Origin of the sequence: Segatella copri, from assembly GCF_026015625.1 — a bacterium.
GTDB lineage: Bacteria > Bacteroidota > Bacteroidia > Bacteroidales > Bacteroidaceae > Prevotella > Prevotella copri_H.
The window spans coordinates 3,219,880-3,238,288 of record NZ_JAPDVG010000001.1 but is presented as its reverse complement, the minus strand read 5'-3'; the positions used below and the strand labels follow the sequence as shown (position 1 = coordinate 3,238,288).

The following is an 18,409-nucleotide window of genomic DNA, read 5'->3' as shown; positions in this document are numbered from 1 at the left end:
GAATCCGTTTGGAGATTTCTGCTTCAAACGATAGGTGCCATAAGCATTTAGCGTGAGTTTGTTTCTACATTAGTCGGTAACACACCAAAATATGCCCTTGTTATGGAATCCAAGTTAATACTGTTTTCTAAAACTGCCGTATATTCTTCGGCTTTAACAGAGTCAATACCTACATCGTTTTGTCCTGTGCCGCATAATATATAGGAAGCAACAAATGAGATAACCAAAACTGCTATAATTACCAATTTCTTCTTCATAACCATCATAAAAGAAAAAGTGTCCGCAATGTCAAGCAAGTGGCATCACGGACGCGAATGAACAGTTGAGAGTTAATGAAAAGTCAGTATTCTGCTATGTTGCTGATGCATGGACAAGTTCTTGCACTATCAAACACGATACGGAGACCGTTCGTCTTTACTTTATCGAAGCGAAGGATGCGCTTGTAGCCGATGACCGTTGTCTATTATCTCTTATTAATTTTCTTTTTAATTTCATTTGCCTCTTTAAATAGGCTATTAGCAATGCTATCTTTAATTGCTGCCATCTGTATCATTTCGATATGGTAGCGAATTGAGTCCTCGTAAGTATTTACATGAGCTCTCACATTCTCAATAACTTCTTTATTTGGGCATACAGAAAAGTTCTTTTCGATGTATCGAACATTGGGGTCATCGGATGGAAGCACCATCTTCAAAGCCCGATACTTCAAATCTGCCTCCTCCCAATCTTGATGCTCTCGCCATTGGGTGAGATTGCCCCAAATGGAGAGAACAAGAGATAGAGCCAAGCCACCAATGAAAAGAAGAACACACTTTGAAGTAGGCTCAAAGCGATGGGTTACAACTTTCTTTTGAGGTGAATTGTTCAACACTTCAAGTTTGTCCTGCAATGCCTTCGAGGAAATATCATTCCCTTGTCTCATCTGCTTGACTGCATCAACCAAGAACTTGCTTCGCTGCTCATTTTTGCCAAGTTCAACCTTAATAAGGTCTGCAAAAACGACAATGGCATCTCTTAATTTGGATATTTTACCTCTGACTTCCTCTTCTTTGATAAACATCGCATTGATTGACTTATCCAACTTGGTTATGTCATTACTTGCAGGAACGGTTTCCGCTCCTGCGTTCTTTGTGGAGACAGAAAGTTCATCAACTTTCTGCTCCAATCTTTCAACTGTGCCGTAGATGGCTTCCAATAGTTCTTCTTTCATGTTCGATTCTAATTTTAAGTTTGTAACTTGCATCAAAGGCTGAAGCCCTTTCTGCGTTTCCTTTTTTTCTTCTTGGCGGATTCTTCCTCTGGGAATGGCTCATAAGTTTGGGCATTAGACGGAGCGAACAAGCCGATGGAAGAAATACCACTCCAAGGGTCTTGGGTATGTTCTGCCGTTGGTTGAGTCTGTTCTACTTGGTGACAACTTGGTTGTCCTCCCTGCATAGATTCGGCTCTTGGCGATACACGATTATACTCTGTGCCAAGTCTTGCATCCAACTTGCCAAAGCTGCATTCTCTGCAAATCTGCGTACCCTTGAAACTATATCCGTCCTTGCAGAATCGGATGCCTTGCACCTTGGTTCGCTCCTTGTCCTTATAGACTAACTCCAAGAGAACACCTCACTTTGCAAGTTCATTCTTGAACTTCTGCCAACTATCAGCGCCTTTCAAGGCATCCTTGACGGCATTGTGAATCTCGTATTTGGCACGCTCAGCATTGCGTAACTTGCGAGTATTAGTATTGCTCTTGTCCGTTCCGTAGGTCAGTCCATACTTGGATTTTAGAGCCTTGGTCACTTGCTCATTATGCCTGTAATCATTCCTGTCTGATATGAGTTTGCCCTTGTTATTGATGCGGTTGTACACGATATGACAATGTGGATTGTCTGTGTTGTGATGCCTTACGATGATGAATTGGGTATCGGTGATGCCCATCATCTGCATATATTCAAGGGCTATCTTAGCCATGAACTCATCCGTCAAACGTGGCTTGTCATCGGGCTTGAAACTGAGTGCAATGTGTCCCACAGGCTTCTTAATCCTTGGATTTAGCTGTCTTTGCAGCTCAAAACTTTGTACTATCTCGGCATTCGTGCCGAGTAACACTCCATCGGATGCAAGGATTTTCGCCTCGTCCTTGCCTGTAACATAGCGGATGCAACCACCAAATGAGCTGCCCTTCTTTAGCTTGCCTATCATGTGGTATCCTCCTTTCTGCCCATACTGCTTGGCTTCGGTTTATAACTTGCTTGGCGATACTCGCCAAGGATTTCTTTCAATCTTCTCAACAAGTCCACCACATATACATGGGTTTCATGGAAACCTCTCTGATGCGACAGCTTGGTAAGTTGGTTGAGATTGTTCGCCATGCCAATGAGGTTCTTGGCGATGGCTACCGTCTCTGCGTTGTGTCCGCTGACCACCTCGCCGTTCAAGGCGGACTCACGGATGTACTCTGCCAACTTGCGGTTGGCTTTTCTCGCCCTCAGTCTCAAAGCCTCGTAGCTTGGCTTCGAGAACTTCACCGTGACAGACTTCGACAGCTTGTGAATCCTGCCTGTGGGCAGTCTTCCACCCTTTTTTCTGTCCTGTTTCTGTATGCTTGTCATTCGATATACTGTTTACTGTTGGTACACTCACTTTCTGCGACCGTCGGGAGCAAAATTCCTCCGCCCTCATGACGGAGCGAGGCGTTTTGGGGTTCCCAAAACATAACCTCGCTCCCTCTCAGAACACGTTAGTTGGAACTACAGCCTTTCAGCTATCCACGTCCAAGGTCGCAGACCTTAATTCTCACAATTTGCGCCAAGCCTCGAAGTCCTCTTCATAAAGGCTTAGGTGATGGCGCACGATGTTCTCGATGATGCCCGATACGCTCATGCGCCTTCCTCCGAGGATGCGGACGACACGGTCAAGACGGTCTCGTACATCGGAACTGACGAAGACTGGCTTGCGGTCGTCAATCCTTGGAGCCTGGAGGAAGGTCTGCTGATACTCCTCCAATGTCGCCTTGCGCTGCTTGCCGCTGATGCGTTTCTGCGGATTCGGTGGCGATTGAGCCTCGTTCGTTGTTGTTTCCTCTCTATAGGGAGTTGTTGCAGCAACTTTCTCTACAATTGCTCTCAACTCTGGGTTCTCTACATCATCATAGAGAGAATTACAACTACTTGGATTGGCTTTGTTGCCATACGTAGATGGTTTAACAAAATCCAAATACTCTTTTTCCATCAGCTCCTTTTGCCCAGGAGCCAAGACTGCATCTTTTGTTCTTGCCATAGCTTATGCTGTTTTATTTGTTAGTATAGTGGTCACGGTTTGCACCATTGACCGATTGTCGGGTGCAAAGTAAGTGTACTGAGTGCAGCCATGCAACTGATTGGGTGTAACGTGGCAATTTAGTTGTGGCTTACTTATTTGCATACCGAGATAGTTGTGAGAACTTCAACGTATTTCTCAACTCATCATTGTTCATGTATTCGTTGCAGTCGTGCAAGTTTTTCTTGTTGTTTTTGGCGTTATCCCGTATATCCAGCTTGGCGGAAAGATACTCTACCGCGAGTCCGACATTCAGAAGATTCTGATGGCTAACTATCGTGAGGCGTACAGAATGAAGGGCTTGTAGGAGAAATACATGTCCTTGATGAGTGGAGTGAAATGAACAAGGCGACAACGTATAACTTACCGAGCGTGGTTGTTATAGGTTGTCGCCTCATTTTATTGGCTATACCGAGTTGTTCGTGTTTGCCGGGTATCATTTGTGTTACCTGTATAAATCTAATACCATGCTAAAACACACTGCGGTGGTTCGCCCAAGTGGCTGGAGGCGCAAAGCCTCCAAGGAACGTTGCTTTATGGCAGGTCTATGCCATTGGATTTTTGTTCCTTTCCCGCTTGGCAATAAGCTTATCCATGTCATTTGAAATCTTCTGCTCCGTCACCTGCGCATAGACCTGTGTGCTTGTGATGTCTGCGTGTCCCATCATCCTGGCTATGCTGCCGATGGGAATGTCCTCGTTGAGCATCAAGACTCCGAATGTATGGCGGCTGGCGTGGAATCCCAACTTATTACTTATGCCAAGCACCATTCCAAGGGTATGCACATCAAGATAGATGTCTTTCTTCTCACCCAGTGGAAAAACAGGCTTGCTGTCGTCCGTGGTATTGTAGAGCGAAAGAATCTTCTCGGCTATCGGATGGAGTGGCACGAAGAACTCCACGCCTGTCTTCTCTCTTTCCTTGCGGATGAACTTCCTACCCTCGGAGTTCTCACTGATATGGTGAGGGTACAGTTTCTTTACATCTATATAGGATAAGGAGGTGAGCGAGGCAAAAATGAAACATCTGCGTGCAAGCTCCGTTCGCTCGTCAGCCATCGGGGTAGAGAGCATCTTGATGAAGTCTGCCTTGCTGATATGGGTCATCTTCGGGGCTGCCTTCTTCTCATACCCTATCTTGGCTATGGGATTGAAGCGGATAATGCTCCTGTCCACTGCCTTGTACATCAACATGTTCAGCCAGAGAAGGCAATGGTTCACGTAGCTGTCGATACGTCCCTGGTCTCGTTTCAGGAATAGCTTGTATTCCTCTCCGAAATTCTCGTCTATGTCCTCAAAGGCGATGTCGTCCTTCTCCAACGAATGGACAAAGGCTCTCAGGTTTTTCTGCCATGTTCGCTTGTGCAGAAAGGTTTGTCTGGCTTTTGAGGTTCGATACCATTCCACGATGGTATCACCAAAGTTCAGCAAGAACCTTCCTGTCGTGTCCTTGTCCTTCAACACAGCCTTCAGCATTTCCACAGTGATGATGCCATTGGCGGTAAGAAGTGAGTTGTATTTATCCTTGACCTCAGCAAGGAAACTTGCCAATCGTCCGTTGTCCCTTGCGTTCCGTACCTCTCCCTTCTTGGCGTTCCACTCCTGTGGGGTACAGGATATGCCTGTGGAAATGGCTGCACTTTTGCCGTCAACGGTGATGCGGCAAAGTATGTTGGCTGTTCCGTCTGCCTTCACCTTCTGTCTGTTGATGTAAGGCAAAATTGAAAATGTACTTCTGCTCATAGTTGTTGTCCTTATAATATAATAATGTAGTTGAAACTGTAAAAAGAAAAGTTGAAAGCCTTGTTCATAATGCGAGAATAAAGTCCTTCCCGGTTGCAGCGATGAACTTGTCCATGTCCTCAAACAGCTTCTTCTGGGTTACTCTCGCATACCGCTGCGTCATCTTCACATCCTTGTGACCGAGCATCTTGCAGATGGTCTCCATCGGCACACCAGCCTCCAGCGTAATGAGGCTGGCGAACGAGTGTCGTCCCGAATGGTAGGAATAGGTCTTGCTCGTTTCCGCCAACTTGCAGATGGTGATGAGATCGATACGAACACGATTCGTGCTCAGCAATGGAAAAAGGGTATCTCTTGCCCCGTCCTCGTATTTCGCCATCAGCTCCAACGCCTCGGGCAGGAGTTTCACCCTGGCAAGTGTTCCGGTCTTCTTGCGGTTATAGACGAGCCATTTGTCGCCATCCTCCAACACCTTGACATTGGCTTTCGTGATGGAAACGGTGTCTATGAAGGCTGTTCCTGCATAGCAGGCGAAAAGAAACAGGTCACGGCTAACGGATAGTCTCGGCTTGTCTTCGGGTAGTTCCGCATCACGGATTTTTATGAAATCAGACATGCTGAGAGCCTTGGGTGTCGTAACCCTTGGAGTGCCAACCCGATAATGGGCGAACAGCAGGTTCTTGCACAAGCCTCGCTCAAAGGCAATGCGGCACATCTTCTTGAAGAGCGACACATAGATGGTGATGGTTCCTGATGAAAAGCCTTTCTCGTCAAGCAAGTAATGGTGAAAGTCACTGATGAAAGGCTCGGTGAGCTGTCCGAAAGCCAAATCAGTCAACCTATACTTCTCCCCGATGAACTCAGCGAGATTCTTGCGAATCTTTCTGTAAGTCCAGACACTGCTCTTCGACATATCGATGCCCTCATGGGTGCTGAGTTCACTGATATGCTCGTCCACGAAGGAGAGAAGGGTGGTCTGTGTCTTGACGCTGCCCTGCAAAGCTTCCTTGACATCCTTAGCCTCGAAGTCCGTTCTCTTTTCCACAAGCACATCGAAAGCCTTTTGGATGGAAAGCAACAACTGCTCGATGTCCTTGTTGGTTTCCACGGCTTCCTTGCTCTTGCCCTCCAATCGGCTGGCACGAGGATTCCAAAGCGATGGAGTGCAAGACAACTTGCAGGAGAACTGCGCCATAGTCCTGTTCACCGTGATGCGTCCCATGATGGGAGCTTTTCCATTCTTGTCCATTCCGCTCTTTTTCAGGTAGAGCAACACCTTGAATTTTTCGATTTTCATAACGCTTACATTTTGAGTGTGCAAATATAATCATTTTGTAAGCGTTCCTTGATACGCAAAACATAGAGAATCAGCGCAATAAAATCCGTTGATGCACAAAGTTGCCTTTCCGCATTGTTACCTGCTTTGCATAGGTAACTGTGGCTCACGATTTAGTAACTGAACTACTTCAATATTCCTCACTCGCTTGCTTTATGGCGATTTGGCAACTTTGTGCAAATCTACTCATTCCCAACTGTTTACGTTCCAACCTCTCTTATTCTCCTTTGGCTGCTTTAGAGCTTTATGTTAAAAATACTAACTCATAGTTTTTTTCATCGAAACTCATAGCTTTTCGGCTAGAAACTATAAACTTTCAACTATAAACTAACTTATCCTTTCTGCCTGAAAGCAGAAGGCGTTACCCCTCTCATCTTCTTGAAGAACTTGGTGAGATGAGCCTGGGATGAGAAGCCGAAGGTATTGGCTATCTCCTGAACCGTATGCGTGGTGGTAGAAAGCTCGCGCTCTATCTCCTTCACGATGTATTCATCGATGATTGCCTTCGGCGTCTTGCCGGAGATGCGACGGGTAACCTGAGCCAGATAACGGCCACTCACATTCAACTGGTCGGCATAGAAATGAACATCGCTGTAAGTGCGGCAGAAGTTATTCACCTGCGAGATAAACTGGTTGTAAAGCTCGGAACTTCTGCCCTGCAGATTGCTCTGGCGCACGAGTTCTACATTGATGAAATCCTGCGCCATCGCCAACGCCTCCTCCATCTTCTTGCCCTGATTCAGATAGACAGCAAGGGCTGAAGAGAAACGGTTGATGAGACCATGCGAATTGGCATTGTCGAGGCGATAGATCCGGAGTCCCTGCTTCTCGGCAAGGCTCAGCAGTTTGGAATTCTGAAGAATGATGTCGCTCTCCTTCTTGCGTGCCACGACGACAGAACAGAGCGGCAGCAGACGGTATTTGATCTGGCTCACCACATCTTCCGTCATCAGCGCATCGCCCTGGCTCGACCAGATGGCAGGGGCATAGATGATATGGGCAGGACGGTACCTGGTCAACGCATCGATGACCACATTCAGCGTTTCCACCCTGCGTATCATACCAATCTTCACAATATCAGGCTGCATATCGTTCATGATAGCCTCAATCTGCCCCGAAACAATCTCGGCAGGAATATCGAAGAACTCCTGAATACCGAGCGTATTCTGCACAGTGATGCTGGTTATTGCCGAAACAGCATAACCGCCCAACTCGGAAATCGTCCTGATGTCCGCCTGCACACCAGAGCCTCCGGTGCTGTCTGAACCTGTAATCGTTAATATCATATCCTTAAACTTTGAACCCGATGATAAGTTTGAGGGCAAAGATACAAAAAAAGAGCGAATAATCCGCAGAATTTGCAGATAATTCGCTCATTTTTTTATTCTTCAGTGAGATCTTTACATTCCTTGAGTATCTCGGCAGGAACCTCTTTGCAACGCACGTAGCGGCAGATGTCGGTAACATCGTTCTTGGCGGTCCATATCATGGAACCCGATGCCAGGAGACGGGTTACGAGATAACTCTGGTTCCAGTCGCCCTTACCGTTATCATAGCTTCCGCTGATAATGTAGCCCTGGTATGGATCGTTCTTGATAGCGAACGAACCGGTGATATGGCGACCATACATACTATCAAACTTCTGATACATCTCGAAAGTCTGGTCCTTGCGGTTGAAAACGATGTAGCAGTATGTGCCCTCAGCAAGAGGTTCACCGTTCCACTCAGCCAACTCCCATGTGCCATGAAGATTGGCAGGTGTAACTTCCAGAGAAGGCTCCTCCGGTTCCTCATCATCGCTGCTGCAGGCTGCAAAGCCGCAGGCAAACAAAGCAATCACCAGGAGGGTGAAGAGTTTTTTCAAATATTTCATTGTCTTGGTATTTTTTTCTTTTTTACTTTTTTCCTTTTTTACCTTTTTACCTTTACAACGACCTGTATCGTTCTGTCAGACGGACGGGCATCCAAGCCCTCCAGAATAACAGGGAAGGTGAAGGATTCGGGCATCGTAGCCGGAATCTTATCGGCTATGATGGTGATGACGAGGTCAGCCTCATCACCCGGTTCTATCACCTCAGGCTCTGTCGTAAGACGGGCATAAGGAGGAAGAAGGAGGCTGGATATACGGAGCGGCTTGTCGCCGCTGTTTCCGCAAAGGATGCGTGCCTCAGGCTCTGTGCCCGGCTTTACCTCTGTGATACTTGCCTTCGCCTGTTTCAGTCTGAGTGCGCCCATCTTGTGCGGATAGCGTGCCCACTGGTCAGCACCCGGCAGCACCTTTCCCGTTAAGGCAAGCTTAACGGCAGGCTGTCCCTCTACCTCTTTCAGATAGAGATAAGCACCCGTATTGATGGTGCCCGGATAGCGGTTAGGCGTGAAGGTGAGCTGCACCTGACAGGTATCGCCAGGCTTCATCACATCGCCCTTGACATAAGAACTGGTACATCCACAGGTGGTTCTCACCTGTGTGATGTGCAGTATCTTCTTGCTCACATTCTTACCCACGAAGGTGAAGGTGCGAGGCGCATCGTCCTCGGTCATCGTACCCGCATCGATAAGCGGATGCTCAAACTTCAGCAGTTCCTTCTGCGCATTCACCGTAACAGGCAAAGCCAGGAAGAAAAGCGATAGGAAAGCAAATATCTTCATATTACATCCAATTACATCCAACCATTGTTACCGGCACTCTTTCTAACGGTCACAACTACAGTCTGGCTGGTACCATCGGCAGCTGTTACGGTGAGCGATGTGCTTCCGGCAGCGAGTCCCTTCACGATGAGCGTCTTGCCATCTACCGAAGCAGAAGCTACACTGCCATTCACTACAGAGCAAGAGAATTTCTCTGTCTGACCTGCGAAATATGCAGCGAGGTTGAGAGAAACAGTCTTCTCGATGCCCACATACACGTTAGGCAACTTCATATCAGAACTGAGTTCCTTGTTCTTGATTTTATTCAAGAGCTTAGCTGCATCAATCAGACCAGCACCCATCTTGCCGATGTACTTAGAGAGCTGTACGATCTCAGGCGAAGCACCTACGGTAGTATGGTTCATGTAGTAGGTCTTGGTTGCACCATTCTGATAATGACTATCCAGTTCCTTTACAGATTTCTTCATCAGGGCTACGAAGTCGGCAGCACGATAATGACGGTTCGTCTTGGCAGCATAAGCGAGACCCAAGGCAGCCACACCCGAAACGTGAGGACAAGCCATAGAGGTTCCCTCCATGTAGCCGTAAGCAGGCTGACCGTTCTTGATCATCGTAGAGAGCACAGCACCTTTCTGCTCGGTTGTCGTCTCTGCCCAGTATTCATCTTCCTGCTCGCCAATCTTGCTGTAATATTCCAAGTCGCCACCAGGAGCACTCAGGGTTACGAGCGAACCGAAATCGGTGTAGCAGGCTGGAGTAAAGTCGGCAGCTACTGAAGATACGCAGACGCACTTAGAGTAAGCACCTGGGAAAGCAGGATTGCCAGCATACTCGTTACCGGCTGCGAAGACTGGAATACCGCCGTCGATGACACCATTAGGCGAACCGGCATTGTTGATGAAGTAATCCAAAGCCTCCTTCTCCAAAGGATAAGTCTCTGCCCACTCCTTCTCGGTAGCAGGTCCAGGAGTATAACCATTGATGATACTAGACTCTGAAGAGTTGTAACCCCAACTGCACTGCAGGATGACTGCACCATTATCGGCAGCATATTTGATGGCTCTTGCCTCGCCTGCCAAGGTTACACTGTTCTGACCGGAGAATACCTGGCAAGACATAATCTTGACACCAGAGTTAGGAGTTCCGTCACCACCGGCTACACCACAAACACCTCTACGATTATTATTTACGGCTGCAATGGTACCAGCTACGTGAGTACCATGACCAGAATCGTTGGCATCAGTCCAGGTAATATCGCCGCTCTCGGTTACGAAGTTGTAGCCATGAAGGTCGCCCTCATAACCGTTTCCGTCGCCGTCAGTCTTGGCACCCTGAACACTTTCGCCCGGGTTGCACCACATATTGGCTGCCAAATCAGGGTGCGTATACATCACGCCCTCATCGAGAATAGCCACGATGATAGAAGGATCGCCTGTACAGGTCTTCCATGCCTCAAGTGCATTCACGTCACATCCAGCCTTAGCACCCACGTGATTATTGTTGAGGTTCTCAAAGTCATAGTTGCCCTCACCCAGGTTACGGTAGTGCCACTGGCTGGCAAAGCCTGGGTCGTTTGGCTCGCCCCCGGCTGCTGCGCGGGTAGACTTCTGCTGAAGTGCCTTATCGCTGAGATAGATACGCTTGCTGTCGGTATTGTAAGCACGCTTGATGCGACCGTTGGTCTGAACCTTTGAGATTTCACCCAACTGCTTCAGGCGCTCGGCAGCCGCCTTCAGGTCTGTACCCTTGTTAAACTTCACCGTATACCAGAGGTGGAGTCCCGCCTCGCGGGTTCTTGCCTCAGTATTTGCATCTACCGGGAACACACGCTCGAAGCTGTAGCTTCCCAGGATGTCGAGCACCTCGTCGGTAGAAGGAATACCCGAACGGGTAGCCTTTCCGGCGCGGGTCTTGCTCAGTTGTGCCTGGTCGAGGATATCGCTCATTTCCGGACTGAACTTAATCAGCAGTTCACCCGCCTCAGCATCTGCAGGGATGGTGATTTCTGAATTGTCGTCAGAAGAGCCGATGGTTGACAGGCTGTCAGAACAGCCCGTCAATGCCAATGCGACCATTGCTATATAGAAAAACTTTTTCTTCATTGTTTGCTTCTATATTGTTTTTATGTTTATCTTACTTTTTCTTAGTTCTCCTGTACTTTGCCATCAGCGCAGCTTCATTAATATCGCCTGCTGCCACGTATTTGCGGTAGTAGAGCGGATAAGCTACACCCGGAACCTCCCACTTGCTACCTGGGTCGCTGGTTCCGTAATAGTAGTCGTAGCTGTAGCTGTCTTCTGTCATATTAGAGAAACCAACGGCAGCGCCATCGCTATTCTTACCCTTAGGCTGCTGGTTGAAGATCATGATAGAAGGAGTCCATTCTACCAGATGTGGATGATAAAGAATCCACTTTGGCACCGCACCTGTCAGGAAGTTAAGGTTGAGTGACAACTGACGGCAGTTTGGCAATACACGTGGCACCTGGAGAGGATAAACATCCTCATAAACTACAGAACCATCCTTGTGCTTGCAAGTTACTGGATTATCCCAGCCAGAGAGCAACCATTTACAGGTATCACCTACCAGTTTGTCGAGATAATCAGCCTTATTGGTAGAGAAGTCAGACTTGCTGTATCGGGTAGCCTTGCCGGCAGCCTCCAGTGCCTCAGTCATCTCTTCATCGGTAGGAAGTTCACCCTCCAGGAAGCAGTAAGACAACTCCAGTGTATTCAACTTATCCCATGTCAGGAGCTTGAGAAGCGCCTGGCGGTCTGCGGTTCCGGCATTTACCTTACCATACAGTCCGATAGGATAGTTATTATAAACATAGACGCCTGATGCATTCATTTCGCCCAGCGAAGCGATGTTGGTGACAACATCCGTACGGCGCTGTGCGTAGAGAATGAGGTTACGCAACTTAGGGAAGTTCTTCTCGTTGACGATATTGGTGATATCCGACAACTTGTTGAAGTTGTTACTTACCAGGTTGAGCGTTTCAAGACTCTTGCCCAGCTTAACAAAGTTAGTAGGCAACTGAGTCAGACCGTAAGCCTGAACGGTAAGATTCTTCAGATACTTCAGCGAGCAGATTTCATCACCGAGGTTCACCTCACGAATCTGGTTGTTCTCGTTGGCAGCAACAGAGAATGACTCCAGGAACTTGAGGTTGCCCACTTCCTTAGGAAGAGTTTCGCCACTCTTGAGGTTGAACATGCTGAACTTGACAGAACGTACACGTCCTAAAGCCTCAGGATGAGCTTTCACGAAATCATCAGTAGCTTCCCAGAGCGTTACGCCGCTCCAGTTTCGCATGTTATCGCTGGAATCGAAGGTAGCAATGCTACCCAGTTTCTGGTTGATCATGATGACAGAGAGAGAGTCACCGGCACGGTTGTCCTCAATCTTAGGTGCTGCCTTCTGACGAACGGTCAGGATGACATCATCTATAGGTTTGCCATCTGCATCTACCAGCTGGTCTTCAGCCTTGACTGGCACGAGATGAACCTTAGCCACACGAACGGCAGGAACCACGTTCATCGCCCAGCGGAACTTGAACTTCACGCTGCGAGGACGCGCCTTTCTATCAAGTACGATTCCGAGATTGGTACCTGTCAGTTTATCCTCATCCTTACTATTCAGAAGCCAACCTTCACGCTCGCTCTCGTTTTCTGCCTTCTCGGCATCAGTCATATCACCCTCGAAAGAATACTCTATCTTACCGATTTTGCATTCTACATTGGCAGAAATCAAACTCTCGAAAGCACGCTTATCGTATGATTCTGAATTTTCGATTTCTACAGTTGGTTCCTTGATGTCAATCTGCTTACCATAACCAAACTGTTTTACGGAAACGGTGCGGCGCTGACCGTTATCGCCGATAAAGACGATATCGGTAGTACGGCGTCCGTTCATCAGAGTAGAGTCAACTACCACAGTTGCAGTAGTAGAACCCACGCCATTGGCAGGAGTGAGCATCAGCCAAGGCTCATCCACGTTAGCCACCCAATTCTGTGAGGCAGCAATGGCAAGCTGTTCGCTACCGCCCTCAGCTGCTATTTCAATCTGCTCCTTGTCGATGGCGAGTCCGCCTGGGATATCTACATCATCGCTATCGCTGCAGGATGCAGTCATCAGACCTGCACCCAGAACGAGGAGCCATGTAAGTTTCTTAATATATTTCATATTATCTTACTTTCTATTCGTTTAATTTTCGAGATCCAAAGCATCGCAACCGCGGATGTCCTGATTCTTGTCGTAGAACAGCTTATACATACCTGCCTTGATGTATGCGCAGACGCTGGTTACATCGATAGAGATGTTAGGGTTATCTGCGATATTCAGGATATAAAGGTGAGGGGTCAGTGTCTCTTCTACCTTACGGATATCGTTGGAACCAATCTGGAACTGGATCAGGCTCGGACAGGTTGTGATTCCTGTAGGCCATGTACGCAGGCAACGCTGGTCGTTATTCTCATCACGCTGGTGGTTGATGGCAAAGGCACGGAGCACGGCACTGTTCAATGGCTGGGTTGGCACCTCGGTGAAGCAGTTGTAGCTCAAGTCCATATTGGTAATGTATGGCAATGTAGTTGAGCGGAAGTCATCAGAGAGGGATGTCAACTTGTTGAATCGGAGGTCGATGACCTGCAGCAGATAAGCCTTCTTGCCCTTGATGGAACCCTTAGGGATAGTACGCATCTGGTTGCCGCTCAAATCGATGGTTGTGATTGGCGAACCGGCTGTAAACAGCTCTGAAGGGAACTTCTCTATTTTATTGTTTGACAGACTGACTGAAGCTGCATTAATACCCTTGTAGGTACCATGACTCTTATCTACACCTGTAATCTCGTTGTAAGAGAAGTCTACAGAACCCATCTCGCGAACAGAACTTGCATCGAAGATATTCGGAATCTTCTTCAGTTTGTTATGAGCGAAAGTCAGACTTTCTACATCATCTGTAAAGGCACAGAGATTAGCAGGAACCTCCTCAATCTGGTTGTTGTTCAGATAGAGTGAAGAAAGCGCTACCTCAGAACCGAACGGATGCAACTTCTTGATGTTGTTGTAAGCCAGGTCGAGCAGACCGAGGTTCACCATCTTGCTCAAGGCAGATGACTCAGGGAACTCCTCCAGGTTGTTGTAACTCATATAGAGAATCTGGAGAGTCTTACCGGTCTTCTCGTTAGCCAGACGGGTCCAGTCGTTTCTCAACTGGTTGGCAGAGATGCCCTTGCATCGTGCCAGGTTCATCGCCTGCAATTTAGGGAGATTATAGTAGAAGTCTGGAATGCGACTGATCTTCGGACAGTTGTAAAGCTCGATATCGGTCAGGTTTTCCATCTTGTCCCAATCCTCATCCTTAAACTCCTTCGCAAACTTACCATAAACAGGATCATCAGCATTGTAGAACCTCGCACAAACCTCATCGTATGTGATAGAAGAGTTACCGATATAGAACTGCTGCAACTTAGTCAGACGGTAGATGGCCTTAGATACACCTTTAATCTTGTTGGTCAATGTACCGATCTGTGCATCCTTCAGGTTGATGCGGCTGTCCTTCTTGATTCTGTTCTTCGGTGCCACCTTAGGATCTGAGTTGTAGCTTTTTACAATCATCTCCGACATGTTAGCACGTGGGTCATACTTCAGGAACTTGTTCTCATAGTCGTGACGCATGCTGCTCTTCTTTGCAGCAGTCAGACTGTTTGCATCATAATCATTGAAGATGTTGGCACCAATCTTCTCATCGTGAGAACCGAGGTTGAGCACCTGGAGTTCTGTCAGCTGTCCGATGGCATCAGGTACGATTCCCTTTGCACCGAAACCGGCGATGATAAGACCGATGACACGGCCGTTGCTGTTGAGGGTTACGCCCGGCTGGTCGCCCCACATATCGAGTTCCTTGTTGAAGTTCCAGTTAGCTCCCTTGAAGGTAGCATCGCCATAGAAGCTCCACTCCTTACCCTGGAGAGATTCCCAGATAGCCTTCAAAGCCTCATAGTCCTTGATATACTCCTTAGTCTTGGAAAGGAGGATAGGCACCTGCGCTTTATCATTGAGCTGATTGTCCTCTATAATGAAAGCCTCACCCTTTACAGGCTGGGTCTCATACTTGGTCTTCACCGCACCTGTCTTGCCGTAGGTAGTATAAGAGGTAACCTGATAAGTACCGGCAGGCAACCATACGGTAGTATCGCAGTAAGCAGTACCTGTGTCCATATACTTATCGTTCTCATTGTCAGGATTCTGATGCTCTACGCTAGACTCCTTATATTTCACCTTCAGTTCAGGGAAAGTATAGGTCTCACGGGTAAAGAGGTTGGTTACGCTGACGTCAACGAGACGAATGTTAGAGAAGAGATATTCTGTACCACCGGCACGAGTCTTCTCCCACTCCTTCACGAGATTGAACTTCACCTTACCACGCTCCACAGTCTCCACCATGAGGTTCTGTACTTCCAGACCGCCACCTACTACAGTGAATGTTTCGCCGGCAGAAGAAGCCAGCAACTCCTCGTCTACAGCATCATAGAGATAGAAACCGATGACGGTGTAAGTACCCGAAGCGAGTTGCAGTTTTTCACTTCTCAGACCATACTCTGCATTCTCTGAATTATAAGAATTGAGCACCAGTGTCTGAGAGACAGTTGTACCGTTGTGCTCCATGACCACCTTGATTTTCTTGGCATCATCCAATTTCTCAAGTTTGTCAAGGGCAGCAGCACGGGTAGCTCTTGAAGAAACCTTCTTGCTGAGCTTGAACTGCACATATCCGTATGTGCCGTCCCAGCCTCCGGTCTCATCATCCGAGCAACTTGTTGCTGCAAAGGTCAGGAGAGAGACCAAGAGCAACAAGAGAGCCTTTGAAAATATTTTCATTCTGTTCATTACTTTCTCTTGCTTCTAAATCCCATATTATTGATAAAGACTACTCGCTGGCATACTCCCTGCATGTTGTTGAAACCTGCAAAGATAGGATAAGCGAGCTTATCGGCATTCAAGCCAACATAGATACCCTTTTCGTCCTGTCCTACCTCGTAGTTTTTAACATCAACAGGGTTTCCTGTACCATCGTAAATGACTACGGTTGCTCCAGCTGTAGGATCCCATCCGTCAATCTGAGGATAAATGGCTACATAACCACCATAAACTGTTGATTCAAATACTTCTTTACCAGTATAACTGAAGAAGCCCTCAGCATATGACTTAAAGTCATCATTGGTTGTCAAGGCACAATCTACATTCATACCCATGCTGGTAACAATCGGAGCAGTAACCTCAGAATCGCCCTTATTTTCTTTCTTCTGTACAACATCCATCAGGAAGTAGCGGTCGTAATCGCTCTTCACTGTCATGAAGTCTTCCTCCAGCATTCCGTCGAGTCCATTCTCCAGACTCTCGAATACGCTCTGTGGCAATGCATAAACCAGGAACTCACGGCTTCCGCTGCTCAAGGCATCAATAGTAAGTTTAACGTCACCCTTCTCACCCTGCAACTTCACAGCGCCGGATGTTTCCTCGCGCAGACCATCTTCCTTTTTATCGAAGACTACCAGCTGATAAGCATCACCCAAGGTCTTGAGGGTGAAAGGAACGAAGTTGTAGAAGGTGAAAGCGTTGGTATCACCGCCATTCAGGCTAGAACCATTCTGAGTGAACACCTTACCATCAAGAGATACATTCCATACTGCCCACTGTGAAGAGGTTGGATAAGTAACATCCATGGTGCTGGTGGTCATACCATTATAGATAACAGGTATGGTTACAGCAGCCTTGCCATCCTCAGAAGTGAAGGTGATGGTGTAGTTGCCGTCCTTAGCGATGGCATACTTAGCACTTACGCCCTGATTCTCCTTGAAGGCAACACCGCCAACAACAGCCTCGTTAGGTGTACCTACCAGGAAACCGCCTTCCAAGTCTACCCAAGCTGGAGTATTGGTAACCGCAAAACGGTAGTTTGACTTTACGGTAAACTTGGTGTATACATTGTAACCTACAGTGATACCTGTCTCGGTGATATCATTGCCAGCCGCATCGAATACCTGCAACTTATAGCCGGCAGCCGAACGCGTAACCTCAGCGATGGCAACCTTCTGACCACCCATATTCAGGAAGAGCTGAGCCACGCTCATATCATCGCTGGCATCATCAGCAGTAATCTTAACCTTGATGGTCTGCTTGCCTGCAGTACCGTTGAGTACGAAGGCGTCTGCTTTCTCGCCCACCAGTTTACACCAGATTTTGTCTGAAGAAAGGCTCCAGCTCTCGTTAGCTTCGAAAGTAAACTCTTTCACTTCGCCAGCTTCACCGGAGATAGTCTGTACCTGTGGGAACACAGGAGTTACGGCATCGTCGTCATCGCTGGAACAAGCTGTGAACAGAGTCACTGATACCAGCGCCATCAATACGAGCCAATATTTTGAAATCAATGTTTTCATTTTCTTTTTATTCTACGATTAATATCCTTGTTCTTTCAATTTCTCTGCCTCTGCATCGCTGATCCATTCATACATGGTGATGAAGGTTCCTACGTTGCCGTAGGTTGAACCATCCTTGTTGTCAACACTCATGGTGACATACTGCAATACATAGTTCTGGCAGGTGTTATAATAAGAGGTATAGAGAGAAGGCTGGCTGATGCGCAACTTGCCGTCTCCATAGATGGTACCGAACGCCTCGCCGGTTTCACCAGCTATCTGATCGTCCATCTCTACCTTTGGCTCAAGAATGTTCTTGGTGCTGAACTTCAACTTCAGGTTGTAGCCCTTATAGTAAACATCCTTCAGCAGAACGGTATTCTCCTCGCCTTCCACTACCTCGGTCTTGATCAGACGGTTGTTTACGTTGTTCAGATACTTGCTGTAGAAGGTAGATGTTACCATGCACCAGCCAGAGAAGTTGTGGATATCGAAAGGACAAGACTTCTGCATTACCACGTGGGCATAGTCCTTATAGAGATCTGTCCAGTTATACTTCTCCGGAATCACCAGTTTCAGGGTGAAGCCGAGCGAGTCGGTCTTGCCGATGTTATCATAGATACCCTGAACCTTCACATTTCCTACCATCTCGCCCGCCTTGATTGTAACGGTGTTGTTGAGGATGCGGTAATGCTTACCCTCGATGGCATTGCTCTGCTTGTCTACTACCTCCACGCCGAAGGTGCGGTCGTAGTCAGCTTTTTCGGTTGCAGATACAGGCACATTGAAAACCTCATTGCTTTCCTGTACAGCATACTGATAGAGCGTATCAGAGAACATGATATGACTTGGACCAGCATAAGTGGTATAATCCTGTGAACAACTCACAAGAGCGATGAGTGCAGCTACGGCTGCCAAACATCCCATCATTATTTTCTTCATGATCGTCTCCT

The 18,409-nt window shown here is 47.5% G+C and carries 14 protein-coding genes and 2 pseudogenes; 1 reads left to right on the top strand and 15 read right to left on the bottom strand.

Annotated features, from left to right (window positions below):
* Window positions 1-47: 47 nt before the first annotated feature.
* The 5 genes and pseudogenes from ONT19_RS13400 to ONT19_RS13380 all read right to left on the bottom strand — a co-directional run bounded on the left by ONT19_RS13400 (window position 48) and on the right by ONT19_RS13380 (window position 3,270).
* Complete coding sequence (locus ONT19_RS13400) at window positions 48-257, bottom strand: hypothetical protein (RefSeq protein ID WP_228112422.1); 210 nt, start codon at window positions 255-257, stop codon at window positions 48-50.
* 206 nt (window positions 258-463) lie between these two features.
* Complete coding sequence (locus tag ONT19_RS13395) at window positions 464-1,210, bottom strand: hypothetical protein (RefSeq protein WP_264964889.1); 747 nt, start codon at window positions 1,208-1,210, stop codon at window positions 464-466.
* A gap of 32 nt (window positions 1,211-1,242) precedes the next feature.
* Window positions 1,243-2,193 (bottom strand): annotated as a pseudogene (locus ONT19_RS13390) (relaxase/mobilization nuclease domain-containing protein).
* A complete protein-coding gene (locus tag ONT19_RS13385; protein WP_264964888.1) occupies window positions 2,190-2,603 on the bottom strand; it encodes a MobC family plasmid mobilization relaxosome protein in 414 nt (137 codons plus the stop codon). The pseudogene ONT19_RS13390 and the gene ONT19_RS13385 overlap by 4 nt, the downstream one beginning before the upstream one ends.
* Window positions 2,604-2,787: 184 nt before the next feature.
* A complete protein-coding gene (locus tag ONT19_RS13380) occupies window positions 2,788-3,270 on the bottom strand; it encodes a DUF3408 domain-containing protein (protein ID WP_264952177.1) in 483 nt (160 codons plus the stop codon).
* Between the two features lie 235 nt (window positions 3,271-3,505).
* Here ONT19_RS13380 and ONT19_RS13375 point away from each other — a divergent pair.
* Window positions 3,506-3,616: pseudogene (locus ONT19_RS13375) on the top strand (helix-turn-helix domain-containing protein); the annotation flags it as partial.
* Between the two features lie 238 nt (window positions 3,617-3,854).
* On the opposite strand, the gene ONT19_RS13370 reads toward ONT19_RS13375, so the two are convergent.
* From ONT19_RS13370 to ONT19_RS13325, 10 genes are all read right to left on the bottom strand, one after another.
* On the bottom strand, window positions 3,855-5,051 hold the full coding sequence (locus tag ONT19_RS13370; protein ID WP_264952176.1) for a site-specific integrase: 1,197 nt from the start codon (window positions 5,049-5,051) through the stop codon (window positions 3,855-3,857).
* 64 nt (window positions 5,052-5,115) lie between these two features.
* Entirely contained in the window at window positions 5,116-6,348 is a 1,233-nt protein-coding gene (locus ONT19_RS13365) for a phage integrase SAM-like domain-containing protein (protein ID WP_264964887.1), read from the bottom strand.
* Window positions 6,349-6,719: 371 nt separating this feature from the next.
* A complete protein-coding gene (locus ONT19_RS13360; protein ID WP_264952174.1) occupies window positions 6,720-7,673 on the bottom strand; it encodes a hydroxymethylpyrimidine/phosphomethylpyrimidine kinase in 954 nt (317 codons plus the stop codon).
* A gap of 95 nt (window positions 7,674-7,768) precedes the next feature.
* Complete coding sequence (locus ONT19_RS13355) at window positions 7,769-8,251, bottom strand: lipocalin family protein (protein ID WP_264953065.1); 483 nt, start codon at window positions 8,249-8,251, stop codon at window positions 7,769-7,771.
* A 47-nt stretch (window positions 8,252-8,298) separates the two neighbouring features.
* A complete protein-coding gene (locus ONT19_RS13350; RefSeq protein ID WP_264952173.1) occupies window positions 8,299-9,036 on the bottom strand; it encodes a DUF1573 domain-containing protein in 738 nt (245 codons plus the stop codon).
* 11 nt (window positions 9,037-9,047) lie between these two features.
* Complete coding sequence (locus tag ONT19_RS13345; RefSeq protein WP_264952172.1) at window positions 9,048-11,138, bottom strand: subtilase family N-terminal domain-containing protein; 2,091 nt, start codon at window positions 11,136-11,138, stop codon at window positions 9,048-9,050.
* 31 nt (window positions 11,139-11,169) lie between these two features.
* Window positions 11,170-13,221, bottom strand: a complete 2,052-nt coding sequence (locus ONT19_RS13340) for a BACON domain-containing protein (RefSeq protein WP_264952171.1) — start codon at window positions 13,219-13,221, stop codon at window positions 11,170-11,172.
* Window positions 13,222-13,242: 21 nt separating this feature from the next.
* On the bottom strand, window positions 13,243-15,927 hold the full coding sequence (locus ONT19_RS13335; RefSeq protein ID WP_264952170.1) for a DUF4458 domain-containing protein: 2,685 nt from the start codon (window positions 15,925-15,927) through the stop codon (window positions 13,243-13,245).
* Window positions 15,927-17,477, bottom strand: a complete 1,551-nt coding sequence (locus ONT19_RS13330) for a DUF5003 domain-containing protein (protein WP_264952169.1) — start codon at window positions 17,475-17,477, stop codon at window positions 15,927-15,929. The genes ONT19_RS13335 and ONT19_RS13330 overlap by 1 nt, the downstream gene beginning before the upstream one ends.
* An 18-nt stretch (window positions 17,478-17,495) precedes the next feature.
* Complete coding sequence (locus ONT19_RS13325) at window positions 17,496-18,398, bottom strand: DUF4984 domain-containing protein (protein ID WP_119227497.1); 903 nt, start codon at window positions 18,396-18,398, stop codon at window positions 17,496-17,498.
* Window positions 18,399-18,409: the final 11 nt, after the last annotated feature.

What these genes read in the sequence shown, in the direction of transcription:
- ONT19_RS13395 (WP_264964889.1), bottom strand. Translation starts at nt 1,210, where the DNA reads ATGAAAGAAGAACTATTGGAAGCCATCTACGGCACAGTTGAAAGATTG.
- ONT19_RS13370 (WP_264952176.1), bottom strand. Translation starts at nt 5,051, where the DNA reads ATGAGCAGAAGTACATTTTCAATTTTGCCTTACATCAACAGACAGAAG.
- ONT19_RS13380 (WP_264952177.1), bottom strand. Translation starts at nt 3,270, where the DNA reads ATGGCAAGAACAAAAGATGCAGTCTTGGCTCCTGGGCAAAAGGAGCTG.
- ONT19_RS13360 (WP_264952174.1), bottom strand. Translation starts at nt 7,673, where the DNA reads ATGATATTAACGATTACAGGTTCAGACAGCACCGGAGGCTCTGGTGTG.
- ONT19_RS13350 (WP_264952173.1), bottom strand. Translation starts at nt 9,036, where the DNA reads ATGAAGATATTTGCTTTCCTATCGCTTTTCTTCCTGGCTTTGCCTGTT.
- ONT19_RS13400 (WP_228112422.1), bottom strand. Translation starts at nt 257, where the DNA reads ATGAAGAAGAAATTGGTAATTATAGCAGTTTTGGTTATCTCATTTGTT.
- ONT19_RS13365 (WP_264964887.1), bottom strand. Translation starts at nt 6,348, where the DNA reads ATGAAAATCGAAAAATTCAAGGTGTTGCTCTACCTGAAAAAGAGCGGA.
- ONT19_RS13345 (WP_264952172.1), bottom strand. Translation starts at nt 11,138, where the DNA reads ATGAAGAAAAAGTTTTTCTATATAGCAATGGTCGCATTGGCATTGACG.
- ONT19_RS13385 (WP_264964888.1), bottom strand. Translation starts at nt 2,603, where the DNA reads ATGACAAGCATACAGAAACAGGACAGAAAAAAGGGTGGAAGACTGCCC.
- ONT19_RS13325 (WP_119227497.1), bottom strand. Translation starts at nt 18,398, where the DNA reads ATGAAGAAAATAATGATGGGATGTTTGGCAGCCGTAGCTGCACTCATC.
- ONT19_RS13330 (WP_264952169.1), bottom strand. Translation starts at nt 17,477, where the DNA reads ATGAAAACATTGATTTCAAAATATTGGCTCGTATTGATGGCGCTGGTA.
- ONT19_RS13335 (WP_264952170.1), bottom strand. Translation starts at nt 15,927, where the DNA reads ATGAACAGAATGAAAATATTTTCAAAGGCTCTCTTGTTGCTCTTGGTC.
- ONT19_RS13340 (WP_264952171.1), bottom strand. Translation starts at nt 13,221, where the DNA reads ATGAAATATATTAAGAAACTTACATGGCTCCTCGTTCTGGGTGCAGGT.